This is a genomic window from Planktothricoides sp. SR001 (assembly GCF_001276715.1).
Classification (GTDB): Bacteria; Cyanobacteriota; Cyanobacteriia; order Cyanobacteriales; family Laspinemataceae; genus Planktothricoides; species Planktothricoides raciborskii.
Genome location: NZ_LIUQ01000017.1, coordinates 88207 through 102336 on the forward strand (window position 1 = coordinate 88207; position 14130 = coordinate 102336).

A 14130-nucleotide genomic window follows, 5' to 3' on the forward strand; every position below is an offset into this window, starting at 1 on the left:
TCAGTTGAACTTGGTAATATTCTGGATTAATATTGTTACTCATATCTACTTATCCTTATCAATAAATAAAGTTTTGAATAAAGATACAGAAATAATTAAAGTATTTCCGATTTCTTGAATTTCCTCAAAATCTCGATCGCCAGTAATTAAAAAGTCAGCGTCAGCAGCAATTGCACATTCAATGAGTTTAGCATCTTTGGGATCTCGCTCAAAATGAACCTTTTGCTCAAGATTAACTAAGATAGTTACCTGATCGATTAAATCTAGCCATCTTTGTTTTTGTTGTGAATTTAACTTAAGTTTAGGACGATTTAACACCTGGACGTATTCATCTAAAATAGATGGAGAGACAATCCATTCATAATCAGAAGAAGCAATAATAAAATTAATCACTTCTTCTGGTTTTCTCCCTGATATTGCCGCCGATATTAAGATATTAGTATCAATAATAACTTTTTTCATTCTCCTCTCCGATAAGCATTAATTTCTTCTTGAATTTCTGCATCGGTGAGAGGACGATCGGCGTGTAAAGCTTGAGTTTCTTTACATAACTGTGTAAATTCTTGGGCTAACTCCTGTCTTTGAGGATCGGAAGTTTGATTTTGATTGTTGACTCTCTCTCTACTTAATTGTTCAAGTTTTTGGTTTAATAATTTTTGAGCAGATTCACTTCCTCTAATTTCTAATATCTCTTGAGATTTTTCTTGTTTAACTAAAGCTTCAAAAGCTTTAGAAATTAGCTCCTGATAATTTTTATATTTACCTGTTTTAATTTGCTCTTCTAAAAACTTTTCTTGTTCATTGGTTAAAGTAATTGTAACCATTTAAACCTCCTTATCTGTTGAATAATATTGTAGTCTATATTAGATTACATGAGTTAATGAGTCTCAAAATATTGACGATATAATTGACAGCTTACAATCACTGAGCGATCGCCCCACCCAAAGTAAAGGCGAGAATAATTATCAAAAATAGCCTGAATCCTTTCGGAGCATTGTAGCATTTTTTCTATCAGCCATTAAATTTGGCAATAATAATTTACAGAATGCCCTAATAGCCATGTCCTGAATTGCGACTTTCGCAACAATAAAATTGTTTTTAGTCGGAAAAGCGAACCGTGTGCGATCGCACCTCAAGCAAAGAAACCGGGTTGCTTATGACAGAAACCCGGTTGCTCCTCTTGTTAACAAATATCTGGGTAGTCAGATAAAACTTATGACAAAAATCCGGTTTTTCATCCGTCAGATAACAACACAATCCGATAACGGGCTTTATTTGCTGCTACCTTATCCATTGCCTCATTCACCTGACTTAAAGGCATGGTTTCTATCATCGGTTTAATTTGATTAATCGCCGCAAACTCTAACATTTCCCGCATAAACCGGCGACCACCAACCACGCTACCTACTACAGATTTTTGGCCAAAAATTAAGGGAATTAATGGCACATTTAGACTGGAAACGGGAATGCCTACAAAACACAACACGCCATTATTAGCTAATAAACTAAAAGCTAAATCCCAGTCTGTTTCGGCGGAAATAGTACAAACTACTAAATCCAAAGTGCCGGCGATCGCTTTCATCTCCTCAGCGGTGCCCCATTTTTGATAATGATGGGCACCAAATTCTTTGGCTTGAGCTTCTTTATCCGCAGAGGTAGAAAATGCGGTCACTTCTGCTCCCATTGCCCGGGCAAATTTAATGGCTAAATGTCCCAGTCCACCAATTCCCATTACCCCAACTTTCGTCCCCGGATGTTTAATATAGGTGCGTAAGGGAGTGTAAACGGTAATTCCCGCACATAATAACGGTGCAGCACTGGCAGAGTCTAAAGCATCGGGAATTTTATAAGTGAAATCTGCGGTCACTCGGAGGCGATCGGCAAATCCGCCATAATTGCCCACAATTAGACCTGTATAGCCTTGACGACAGATATTTTCTTCCCCTTGCAAGCAGTGGTCGCAAGTCCGGCAGGAGTTACGGATCCAGCCCACCCCTACGCGATCGCCTTTTTGGAGATGGGTAACTTTTTCTCCCACTTCCGTCACGACTCCCACAACTTCATGCCCTGCGACTAGGGGAAATTGAGTCACTCCCCAGTCATTATCTCTCATGTGAATATCCGTATGGCACAGACCATTATGAGTCACGCGAATTTCTATTTCATTGACTTGTAAGGGGGCGGGTTCATATTCCCAAGGTTGTAGCTTTTCCCCGGCGTTTAAGACGGCATAAGCCTTGAACTTTGTAGCTTCGGTCATAGTAATTTTTCCCGAAATTGTCTTAAATATATACTAGATATTTTATCAACTATTTTCGGGTAAATACTTAAAATTTAATTAAATCTACAGAAACAGGATGCAAATATGAGATGCTGCCAACATTAATCGATCCGCTATTTTGCCAGAGGTCTTTTGAACTGGTTAAGCTTTGATTAATTGTCTAAAATTATGCTACGGCTCGGCTTTTTGTCGGGGTACTCAGACTAATCTCGTCATTTATGTTATTGGATTATGAAAATTACGGTTATCTTCCTGGGACTGCTATTCTTTTTTCTGATGACTTTTTATTTATCTGGGGACACGAACCAAGGTTTTGTCACCCTAACTTTACCTTCGATTTTTAGCGATCGCATGGTGCTCCAGCAACAGAGGAATGTGTCGATTTGGGGGTGGGACAAACCGGGGACGGCGATCGCGGTGACATTTCGGGGGCAAAAAATCTTGACCCAAGCGGAATTGGACGGCAAATGGATCGCCTCGGTAAACACGGGGGCGGCAGGTGGGCCATTTACCCTGCTGATTTCAGGGACAAAACAGCAAAAGCTGGAGGATGTGCTGGTCGGAGAAGTTTGGGTGGCTGGGGGTCAGAGTAATATGTGGTGGCCCGTCAGTCGCAGCCTGCCCATAGACCCGGTTTCTGACTCTGATTTGGGGGATTCAGAAACCCGATTGCCTTGTCCGTCCTGCGATCCAGAGATTCGGGTTTGGGATGCGAATACGGCCCCGAACAGTGAGGGTTGGCGGGCAAGGCAGCCCCAGAAGACTGTCCAGGCAGAATGGAAAATCACCACACCGGAAACTGTGGGGAATTTTCCCGCTACAGCTTATTTTTTTGCCAGGGAATTGCACCAAACTTTAAAGGTGCCAATCGGGATTGTTCACTTGGCTGTACCGGGGCAAAAAATTGAGACATTTTTTAGTAATGAGTTTATTCAAGTAAACCTGCCGCATTTGGTGAATAATTCAGGGGATAAAAACCAGCCGAATTATGAGGGTAAAGCCGCAGAGTTGTTTAATGGTATGGTTTATCCGGCTGCCCCCTATTCTGCACGAGGTTTTATTTGGTGGCAAGGGGAATCGAATGCAGGGGAGTTTTTGACATACCGGGTTTTGTTTCCGGCTTTAATCCAGGAGTGGCGGCGGTGGTGGCACAACGAGAATGCCCCTTTTTTATTTGTGGAGTTGGCCAATTTCCTGGAAAAACAAACTTATCCGGTGGAAGAAGATCCTTGGCCCAGTTTGCGCGATGCCCAGAAAGAAGGATTAAAATTGCCTAATACGGCGATGATTTCTACTATCGATATTCTGCCGGATACAGCGAATCCTAACGAGATTCATCCGCCGAATAAACAGTTGGCAGGGCATCGTCTTTATATGGCCGCGATCGCCAATGTTTATGGTCAAAAAGATATCTCGTGGAGTGGTCCGCAATATCAGTCGGTACAGTTTGAAGATGGCAAAGCGATCGTCACTTTTAATTATGTAGGGGCAGGACTGATGGTGGCAAATGGTGGTGAACTAAAAGGGTTTGCCCTCGCAGGAAGCGATCGCCGTTTTTTCTGGGCCGATGCCAAGATTCAAAATAATCAAGTGATTCTGACCAGTAAAGCAGTACCAAACCCGGTGGCGGTGCGTTATGGTTGGGCGAATAATCCCATCGGCAATTTGTACAATCAAGCGGGATTACCTGCTTTTCCCTTTCGCAGCGATCGTTGGACATTGGGGTTGAATAAAGCGGAGTGGAAAAATATGGAAATGGTGGAATTAGCAGCTTATATTCAGAGAGAATTAATGCCGCAAAACCCGCAACAAAAATTAATTTGGCAGCAGATATATCAGGCGATCGCGTCATCTCAGAAATCTAAGGCAAAACAACTGATTGTCACCTTAAGGCAGCAACCAATTGCCGAGGCTAATTTAGACCGAAATTTGCAAATTTTGGATAGTAAAATTAAGTCTTAATTAAATAGACATATGCCAAAACACCGGATTGATTTACCCCAACCTCCCTTAAAACCGCTATCGGCTTTAGATAAAGAATAGATTACCCCAACTTTCCTTAAAAATGGGGTATTTAGATAATTTGGCAACCAGTCTAATGTAGGATGAGAATTACCCACTTATTTGTGTCTCAATTGGTTTTTATGATCGCTCTTTTGATTGGTTTAATTTTTTGGTTACTCCAGCAAATAGTCATAGCACCAGCATGGGCAGCGACGATTCCCCAAACTCCCCCAATGCTGACGAGAGAAGTTTTGCAAGAACGAGTCAAAAATCCGGAATTTACTGAAGGGATGCGCCGGATTAATTTAAGCAATTTTACTATTGATTTACGCAGTGATAATGCGGAGTTTAAAAGCCAGTTTTATCGGCAGGTTAAACTTTATTTAAATCGTCCCGGAAATCCCGTAGGTTTAGACGTTTCTAATTCGGTGATTTTGGGGGCATTTAATGGTAATAATTTGGGGCTACAAGTGCCCCTTTATGCGGAGTCTTTGTCCCCAATGTTTACGGAAGATGAGTTGTTACAAATTAAGCGCGATCGCCGTCGGTTATCGCAGCTTACCCAGTTGTCGCGATCGCTCTTAGGAACTCCCGCTTCTGAGGTGCAAATTTCGATTTTACGAGGTCCGATTAAAATGGCGCAAACTCGGTTTGAGGGAACGGTAAATTTTAATAATACCTTTTTCTTAAATACCTTAGATGCGATCGGGGCAGAATTTATCGGCAATACGGAATGGTCAGAAACTCGTTTTAGTCTTATGGCTAAATTTAATAGTGCTAAGTTTAAGGCTGTAACCCAATTTCGCGGCAGTATTTTTTACCAAAAAGCAACTTTTAATCGGGCGGAATTTCAAGACTCGGTAAATTTTACCGGCAGTACCTTTGCCAATAGTGGCAGTTTTCATCAAACCCAGTGGCAAAAACTGGCTAACTTTAGTCGGGTGCAATGGCTGAGTAATGCGGATTTTAGCCAAGGTCAATTTGGCGATCGCCTTTTATTTACTAACGATAAATTTAGCCAATCCCTATTTTTAAATGGGGCAAATTTTGCTCAATTAGCGAGTTTCCGCGAGGCACAATTTGCCCAGCCGGTGAACTTAAGGGGCGCCAGTATTCTCAATCAAGCGGATTTTAGTGATGCTGACTTTACCCCAGATGCTTATGTGAATGTGGCAGAACTAACTTTTGATTCAGAACAGGCAAAAATTGCCGGAGATACCGGCAGAATTGGGCGGAAACTTTCGGTTCCCAGTTTACAAGGAAATGAAACAGTGTTGCGAAATTTAGTGAGAAATTTTCGCTCCTCAGAACAAATTCCTGATGCCAATCAAGTGGAGTATTTACGGGCTAAATTGCAATTCCGAGAATTGGGCAAACGTTTACACAATGTAAATGTGAATACTGCTACAGCAGCGGAATTGAAAAGTTTAGGTTTTTCTAATCAACAGGTTAAGGCAATTATTGATAGTCGCCAACTGCATTTTTTTAGAAATTTAAATGAACTTTTATCCCTAGAAGAAATTGATTTAGCTACCTATGTCAAAGTCAGCGATCGCATCTTTTGTAGTCCGCGATCGGGTATTTTTGCCTCCGTATTAGATACCTTACAATGGTTAGGCTTAAGTTTGCTACTTTTATTGAGTGCTTATGGCACCAGTTCAGAGTTAGTTTTTGGGGTAGGAATGGTGGCGATCGCCTATTTTGGGGTCTTATTTTGGTTAATAGATCGGTATCGTCGGCTAGTCCCTCAACCCATTGTGCCCAACTTAGGAGAAACTATCTCAGTATTGATTAGTTTTATCTGCTTTACCGGGATTGGTTTATTTGCGATTTTTAATAGTCCAGAAAATTCTTGGCTGACTTTAGGCTGTCTGGCAATTTTTCTGCTGCCATTACCTGTATTATTGGTTACAATTATTTATTGGCGCGGTCGCTATCATCAGTTATTAAATGTCAGTTATTTTGTCGAAGATGGGAGTATGCGGCAACTGCGTTTAACTATTGGTCGATTGCCGATTATTCCTAAGTTTCCCTTATTCCGCGATCGCTATTATCCAATTCTTTGGGATCGGCGCTGGAGTTGGTTAAACTATTATGATTTTAGTTTGAATAATCTATTTAAATTTGGCTTTAATGATATCCGCGTCCGAGACGAACACCTCCCCGGATTAATTAATACCTTAGTGTGGTATCAATGGAGTCTGGGAATTTTATATCTGACTCTATTACTCTGGACGCTTTCCCGCACCATCCCCGGTCTGAACTTATTGATTTATTTAAAATAAGTCGCCGTCATGTATATAATTTATATCGTTCCCAGCCCTACCCTGGAAACGATATAAATTTGGATAATAATTTAATATAATATGTTCACCCAGGGCGGCGTTGTATAGCGTTTATTTGAAAAATGCTGTATAAAGAGAGAATGTAGAGAGAAATCAGTCATCATAAAAATTCGGAGGATATCTCATGTCAACCCATGACTTATTAATGTTAGTCTTGTTACTCTCACCGGGTCTGTTATTGTCTGCCTTAATTATGGGCGCTTTTGCCGCTGGGGGCTAAGTTAAAAGATCCCCCCAACCCCCCTTAAAACCGCCTGCTCCGCACCGCAGCATAGCTGCGAACGGCTTTAGATATCTATCTCAGAATAAAATCGGGGCAACCACCGCCATCGGATTGCCCCTACGAATTATTTTGATGGGTAAGGATTAAGTAGGTGAACATAATTAATTGCTTCCTTAACCGCCGATAGGCTTTGGATTCCCGCCCGAAGCGGGAATGACAGTTTTTTTCTGATATGGTATGTGGTGCATTTATTTCTGCCCGTAAACTTAATTTAATTTATTAATTTATCAACAATTCCTGAGTTTGCTGTGGGGAAACCAAGGTATTAGCGCAAAGAATACCAGAGGCAGCCACCGCAGGAACCCCAATTCCCGGCATGGTACTATCTCCAACGCGATATAACCCAGCGATCGGGGTTTGAAAATTGGGAAATGTGCTTTTTCCAGCCGCGATCGCCGGGCCATAAGTGCCTTGATAGCGACGCAAATATCGCGCATGGGTTAAGGGTGTGCCAATTAACTCAATTTTAATGCGAGAACGTAAATCAGGAATCACTTTTTCTATAGCCTGAAATAGCGGTTCTGCTTTTTGCCGTTTTTTCTGGGGATAATCGGCATCTCGCTGCCAACCGGCGTAAGATTCTAAGGTATAAGCATGGATCAGATGATGTCCTGGGGGCGCAAGTGACGCATCCCAAACTGAAGGAATAGAAATCATGCAAGTATTGCCCGGTTCTGTGATATCTTGCTCGGTGTGATGGACAACTACATGATGTCCTGTCAACCCTTCTATTCCCTCCGCTGTAATGCCGAGATGCAGGTGCATAAAGCTTTCCACAGCGGGGGTTTCTAATGCTTGTTGACGATAATTTGCGGGCAAGTCTTCGGGTTTCAAAAGTTTGCTGTAAGTATCCCAAACTGTGGCATTAGAAATAACAATGGGGGCAGTAATGATTTCCCCATTCCGCAATTTTACCCCTTCAACTTTGTTTGCTTTGACGACAATTTGCTCAACATGGGTACTAAGTCGCAATTCCCCGCCCCAACGTTTTAATCCCCGAACTAAAGCATCAACGATCGCCCCACTCCCACCAAGGGGATAATCAATAGGAGTGCGATCGCGTTCTCCGATCATAAATGCTACTTCTGGGGTCACGGTTCCATCAGCTTTTAACCCCGATAAAAGAAAACATTCTAAATCAATTAACCGTCTCACCCAGGAGTCTTGGATATATTCATCCATAATTTGACCCACGGCAGAATTAATTGACCCAATTTGCGGCAGCAATTTCAACAGAGAACGCCAATATTTCAGAAATACAGAAATCACCTGCCAGTCTGACCGTAACTCTATGGTGGGAATTTCTTTTAATCCGTCATATAAGGCTAACATCCGTTGTTCAAATCGGCGGAATTCTTCAGCCCCAGTGGGAGTAATTTGCGCGATCGCCTCTCGATAGCGTTGAGAATTGCCATAAACCGGAAATGTCACATCGGGAAAATGATAATGACCCAGAGGATCGTAAGCAACCGTGGGCAAAGTTTCGCCCAAAACGGTCAAAACTTGGCGCAACGGATTACAACTATTTGCGTCAGCTAAACCGCAATAAAACGAAGGCCCTGAATCAAAATGAAAACCATCTCTAGAAAAACTATGGGCAGCCCCTCCGGGAATATTGTGACTTTCGCAAACTAACACCCGCTGACCATAACGGGCTAATAGTCCAGCGGCAACCAATCCCCCAATCCCACTCCCAATCGTAATTACATCCCAATCTGCCATAGTTTCACCAATCGTTTTTTTCACAAATATACAGATAATACCAGCCTATAATCAAAAGATATTTTATCGGTTAATTTGATGCCATAACCTATTTTTCTGCGATCGCTGTTTTATTATAGCAATTTGTGAATGATTAGGCAAGGGTAAATCCGCGATTCCGCAAAGCAGATCGCTCACGGGAATCGCATATTTTTGATTTTGAGGAAATTAGGGAAGGTGCGATCGCTATTTGAGTAATAGACAATTCTGGCAAAATTCGTGCAAAGCCTTTCGCGGCCTACGCCGCGGTGCGGAGCACCTTGGCGGTTTTAATGGGGGTGGATCAATGTGGGAACCCATGACCAACTGTAGGGGCGTGATCTTTCCGGCAGTAGGGGCGAATGGCCATTCGCCCCTACAATGCTTAAAATATTAATGTACGGGCGTGATCTTTCCGACAGATAACCTATTGCTGAAAATATTAATGTACGGGCGTGATCTTTCCGGCAGTAGGGGCGAATGGCCATTCGCCCCTACAATGCTTCGCCCTAGCCATCATTCCCTATCAAGTTAACGCAGATTCAATTCAACCAATCACCATTCATGCAACCAGTCGTCAACAAATAAAATTTCGTTTAAAAACCGGGAGGTTTATCATCGAATGAATTCCACAAAAATGATCTATTTTGAACAAGAAGATATTTTACATTTAACTCTAGCTGATGAACCGGAAGTTATATTGAACTCAGTCCTAATATTACCGCTTGAACGATAAAGGAGAGTTAATTGGCTTGGAAATAACAAAAGCTAGTAGCTTTATCCGAGATTCGATTCTAGAAACCGCTCAATTAAAGCTACTCCAATTATCATCGTAAATCAAAGACATCACGCTCAAGATAATTCCTGTGGGGCGTTGCATTCGCGTGAATAAATTTGCTGTTTTTTATATTTATCCGCGAATGCAACGCCGTCCTTACGGTGAAAATCAGTTTTGGCTGCCAGCAAGTCAAACATCACTAGATGCAGTATGGAATAACGTTGAGGATGATAAATACTAAAATAATATTTCAGCCGATTCACTCATCAAAGTTTATTTGCTTAACGACATCTAAAGGGATATCTAATGCTTCGGCAATTTGCTCATCGCTTAAGCCAAACATTCTTAATTTATCAATTGTGTTAATCTTAGCTTTATTTTGGGAGTTATGCGGTAATTCAGTGATTACAGGCTGAATTTTATTTGGCGAATCACCTGCGGGAGTAGGGCAATTGTTAATAGTCCCTATGCCGATAATATTTTTATGTCGGGCATTTTTATTACCAAAATTTATCCTGACATGAATTTGCCGTTCCAATACAGATTCGAGATTACCTTTCTTAACTTTTTCGCCAAAAACATCAGATAAAATGTGTAAAAGATCGTGGCTGACTTTTTTTACATGATCGGCGCTATAACCATAGTTTTTTGACACTTCCGCATACTTTTGCCCCTTGAGTATTCCCGTAATAATCTTTCGTTGCAAGTCATTGAGATGTTTGTCTGTCTTAGCGTAAACAGCTTCATCAACAAATTCCAATATTTGAGGAATATCCATAGGTAGGCAGATGACACAACTATGGCTATTATACCCAACTTTTTGCCACTTTTTGCCACTTTTTGCTACTTTTTCCCACTTTTTGCCACTTTTTTCCCTGTGACACTCTAATTTGAGAAAGATCCCACTTTTTCCCACTTTTTTGACTTTTCAAATTAGGTGCGATCGGTATATCGTTATAAAACGCTCTACTGTATATGAGGTGATAAATCAAGGTTATTCACAGGGAGTGCGATCAGCATTGGATCCATAGGACGGGTACATCAACCATAAATATACTATTATATGCATATATAATAGTATATTAGGGCGACTAAATCCTAGATTTGCCTAAATCCTGATTCTGAATCAAGTGGAATTCCAAAAGTTTTGCTAAATATTATTATTCATCAGATGAATATGCTAAAAACGCTTTAGTCTACTGTTCGCTCAGGAAAGATTGAACTAATAGAATCAGGATAACTCACAGAAGAAACAACAGTCTCAGTAAGGCTACTCCCTGATGATGAAACTGAGTTTTAACTGCAAGCGAGCCAAATATCATTGGATGCAGTATGGAATAACTTGGATGGCGCGAGATCGAGATGAGAGAGGGTGAGGGAGGATTGGACGGATGAAATTCTAATAAAATCCTTAAATGGTTTAATATAGGGAAAAAATACAGCTAATATATAGTTATATCTCTGGATATCTTGGCTTGAGGGATACTTAGAGATTTTGTTTGAGCCACTTAGTCAATTAGCAGCTTTCTTTCAGCATAAACTGAGAAATAGAGGAATCTTGCAGTGAGAGGGTGCAAGTTTGAACAACCGATAGTAGATAATTGCAATTTCTTTTTATGATATTCCTGTTTTTATTATTCCTTGGGTTAACTACCGCCTTTGTTCTGGTATTTAAGCAGCTACAACAAAGCAAGAATGATTATGCGATCGCGCAACAGCGTCTTCAAGAGGCGGATAGGCGACTACAGGAAGCCGATCGGAAATATGGTGGGCTGATTTCTAAGGAAGATACTGCTAGAGAGCTAGACGCACAAATTATTGTTCTGAGCAATCGGCTTAGACAGCTAGATAGTCAAGCACAGGCAGAAGAACGTGAACTTTCTATTAAGATTGGAACACTAAAGTCAAAACTTAAAGAACTTGAAGAACAAGAAATTGTCGAAGCTTTTGGCTTTTATGAGTCTAAATACGATTTTCAAGAATCTGAAGAGTATAAGCATCGATTGGATAAAATTCGGTCTCAGCAGAAACAGATGATCAAGGACAAGCAAGCTGCTGTTTGTCGCACTGAATGGTCAGTTAATGGCAGTGTAAAAGAAGGAAAGAAGATGACTGATGATTTTATTAAGTTAGTTCTTCGTGCCTTTAACGGTGAATGTGATGCTGCGGTTATAAAAGTTAAGTATAATAACGTTCAAACAATGGAGAATCGAATTAGGAAAGCTTATACAGAACTAAATAAACTTTCTCAGACAACACACTGCGAAATCGTTTCACAATTTTTAGAGCTAAAATTACAGGAGCTTTGGCTGACTCACGAATATCAAGAGAAGAAGTATCAAGAGCAAGAAGAACAACGCATTATTCGAGATCAGATGCGTGAAGAGGCCAAGGCTTTGCGCGAATGGGAAAAAGCTAAAGAGGATGCTGAAAAAGAAGAACGCCTTTATCAGGAAGCTTTGGAAAAAGCTCGCAGAGATGCAGAGTCAGCCACCGGCAAAATTCAGGAAAAACTTTTTAGTCAAATTCAAGAATTGCAAAAGCGGCTTGCCGAAGCTGAAGCAAATAAGCAGAGAGCTATTTCTCAAGCACAACTTACTAAATCTGGATATGTCTATATTATTTCAAATATTGGTTCATTCGGCGAGGATATATATAAAATTGGTATGACAAGACGCTTAGAGCCAATGGATCGGGTTAAAGAACTAAGTAGCGCTTCGGTTCCGTTTCCTTTTGATGTTCATGCCATGATTTTTTGTGAAAATGCACCAGAACTTGAATCCCGTCTTCACAGATATTTTGATAATACAAGAATGAATAAGGCAAACGAAAAGAAGGAATTTTTTCGCGTTTCATTGCAGGAAATCGTTGACGCTGTACGAGAGATAGACAAGGAGCTTCATATCTGTAAATCAGAAGTCAAATTTACTAAAGTTGCCGAAGCTGCTGATTATCGAAAGACTCTGGCAAAAGAGCGCACTGAGATTAGCTAACTTTGGTTTCAAGAAGGGGTTGCACCCAGGGATCTCGTTTCTCATTTGACGATCTTTGAAACCAGCAAATTGTCAGCGGATATAAATTGGTCAAACTTCCAATCAAGCGCGGGTCTAACCAATAACTGCACCCAATCCCATGATATAATTTTTGTTATACCTCAAGGAGATCAAGGGTTATCGATCTCAACCGTTAGACTTCTGCCGCAGGCAAAGATTTGGCGGTAGGTAATACCAATTGTAAAAAATTTTGCTACATACAGCTATTCCATGCTGGAGCCTGGGATTGCTGTATGTACGGGTTTCCCTCAGTGGTAGCCCCGCGACCCTACTGTTGTATGAATTTTTGTAAATGGTATTAAATATAGATTTAATAGATTTAGGATATAGAAATATGTGATAAAATGGTATAAGGGCGAAGCATACTCTTCGAGAAGGCTTCGCCTACGGGGAATAAATTTGTCCTTAGATCCTATAGATTTTTTGCCCGAATGCTTCGCCCCTACAAAAGCGATCGCGCTTTTTTTAATTATTCGATTAAACTTGGGACTAAACTGGCGAAATCATTGCTCGATCGCCACGCGATCGCTGTCAGTTTTCCGTCGGTCACCCAATAATTCTTCCTTAGTAACCGGGGTTCTTCTCAGAGTATCTAAAGGGACTAGAAACTCAGCTTTTTGCACTCTAATATCCAGGGCATCTAGGACAAATTTTACCTCCAAAAAGCTGGCATCTTGGTAATCATTATCCTCATAACGGCAAATTTTTTCTTCCGTCAGACCAGACAAATCTGCCAACTCTTTTTGGCTTAACTTTGCGGCCATCCGCGCCTTAATCAAAATTTGAGATAAGTCATCAATATCATCCAGAGTTAACACAATTGGCTGGAGGCGATCGTGGGATGTCAGCCGTTCATATTCGGCAATTTCCGACCTTAACTTATCAAGGTGACATTTTAAAGACCCTCTGATAATTTCCCACCCATCAGGGTCGTTTATTTTTCTATTTTCATCTCTATCCATTGCCGCAATAGATTTTTCAAATTCGCTGGCAATCTGCTGACTAAATTTATACTGGTTTTCATCTTTAATCATGGGTTCCACCTTAATAAATCAATAGCAATAATGCCTTTTATATTGTATTGTGTTTTCTATCCTCTTGAAACAAATCAAAAGAGTTTTTTCCATAATTGCCTACAGGTTGATCTGAGGCAAATAATTCCCCTTTGTATTTAGCTTTTTGTCCGGATCTGTCATAATACTTTAACAATTGAGGAGCTTCCCTTCTGAGATAGTCTATATCAACATCTTCTCGATCCCAACAGGCATCAAAATCTCCGGGGTCAGACTTACTGGTGACAAAGCTACCGTTAATATAAATTGTCCGACAACCCGCTGCTTTAAGCTGCTGCATTGCCATTTGCAGTCCGCGCATTAAACGCAATCTTAGATCGGTGGTGCCAAATCGATCTACAAACTCCTCCCATTCGCAAAAATGAACCCCAGGCGGTAAGTTGCCATTTTCATCAAATTCTGGAATCACTTCCTCACACTCACGTCTTCAATTGATGATTCAGCCATCAAGCTTACCATATTTTGTTTATAGCTCAGGCGCACTTATTTTGACCATAACCACCATATCAAATATAGAGTGAAAATATAGAAGTCTGTGATAAAATACCATGAGGGCGAAGCATACTCTTCGAG

10 protein-coding genes are annotated in these 14130 nt (G+C 40.9%); 3 read left to right on the top strand and 7 right to left on the bottom strand.

The window, feature by feature from the left end; translation table 11 throughout:
• Nucleotides 1-45: 45 nt before the first annotated feature.
• The 3 genes from AM228_RS12335 to AM228_RS12345 all read right to left on the bottom strand — a co-directional run bounded on the left by AM228_RS12335 (nucleotide 46) and on the right by AM228_RS12345 (nucleotide 2260).
• The gene (locus tag AM228_RS12335; protein WP_054466409.1) at nucleotides 46-462 is read right to left on the bottom strand and encodes a putative toxin-antitoxin system toxin component, PIN family; all 417 of its coding nucleotides are present in this window, start codon (nucleotides 460-462) and stop codon (nucleotides 46-48) included.
• The gene (locus tag AM228_RS12340; RefSeq protein WP_054466410.1) at nucleotides 459-824 is read right to left on the bottom strand and encodes a hypothetical protein; all 366 of its coding nucleotides are present in this window, start codon (nucleotides 822-824) and stop codon (nucleotides 459-461) included. The genes AM228_RS12335 and AM228_RS12340 overlap by 4 nt, the downstream gene beginning before the upstream one ends.
• A 410-nt stretch (nucleotides 825-1234) precedes the next feature.
• On the bottom strand, nucleotides 1235-2260 hold the full coding sequence (locus AM228_RS12345) for an NAD(P)-dependent alcohol dehydrogenase (protein ID WP_054466411.1): 1026 nt from the start codon (nucleotides 2258-2260) through the stop codon (nucleotides 1235-1237).
• Between the two features lie 252 nt (nucleotides 2261-2512).
• Here AM228_RS12345 and AM228_RS12350 point away from each other — a divergent pair, with 252 nt between their 5' ends.
• Complete coding sequence (locus AM228_RS12350; protein ID WP_054466412.1) at nucleotides 2513-4243, top strand: sialate O-acetylesterase; 1731 nt, start codon at nucleotides 2513-2515, stop codon at nucleotides 4241-4243.
• A 164-nt stretch (nucleotides 4244-4407) separates the two neighbouring features.
• Nucleotides 4408-6570: a pentapeptide repeat-containing protein gene (locus AM228_RS12355; protein ID WP_231636770.1), complete on the top strand. Its 2163-nt coding sequence runs from the start codon at nucleotides 4408-4410 to the stop codon at nucleotides 6568-6570.
• A gap of 562 nt (nucleotides 6571-7132) precedes the next feature.
• Here AM228_RS12355 and AM228_RS12360 read toward each other — a convergent pair.
• Together AM228_RS12360 and AM228_RS12370 are read right to left on the bottom strand one after the other, a co-directional pair.
• On the bottom strand, nucleotides 7133-8635 hold the full coding sequence (locus tag AM228_RS12360) for an NAD(P)/FAD-dependent oxidoreductase (RefSeq protein WP_054466413.1): 1503 nt from the start codon (nucleotides 8633-8635) through the stop codon (nucleotides 7133-7135).
• A 1055-nt stretch (nucleotides 8636-9690) separates the two neighbouring features.
• The gene (locus AM228_RS12370; RefSeq protein ID WP_231636771.1) at nucleotides 9691-10347 is read right to left on the bottom strand and encodes a hypothetical protein; all 657 of its coding nucleotides are present in this window, start codon (nucleotides 10345-10347) and stop codon (nucleotides 9691-9693) included.
• Between the two features lie 700 nt (nucleotides 10348-11047).
• On the opposite strand from AM228_RS12370, the gene AM228_RS12375 reads away from it, so the two are divergent.
• Nucleotides 11048-12424: a DUF4041 domain-containing protein gene (locus AM228_RS12375; RefSeq protein WP_054466415.1), complete on the top strand. Its 1377-nt coding sequence runs from the start codon at nucleotides 11048-11050 to the stop codon at nucleotides 12422-12424.
• Nucleotides 12425-12987: 563 nt separating this feature from the next.
• On the opposite strand, the gene AM228_RS12380 is transcribed toward AM228_RS12375, so the two are convergent.
• Complete coding sequence (locus tag AM228_RS12380; protein ID WP_054466416.1) at nucleotides 12988-13518, bottom strand: helix-turn-helix transcriptional regulator; 531 nt, start codon at nucleotides 13516-13518, stop codon at nucleotides 12988-12990.
• 37 nt (nucleotides 13519-13555) lie between these two features.
• Nucleotides 13556-13966 carry a DUF6932 family protein gene (locus tag AM228_RS12385; protein ID WP_231636772.1) on the bottom strand — a complete coding sequence of 137 codons (411 nt, stop codon included), beginning with the start codon at nucleotides 13964-13966 and terminating at the stop codon, nucleotides 13556-13558.
• Between the last annotated feature and the right edge of the window lie 164 nt (nucleotides 13967-14130).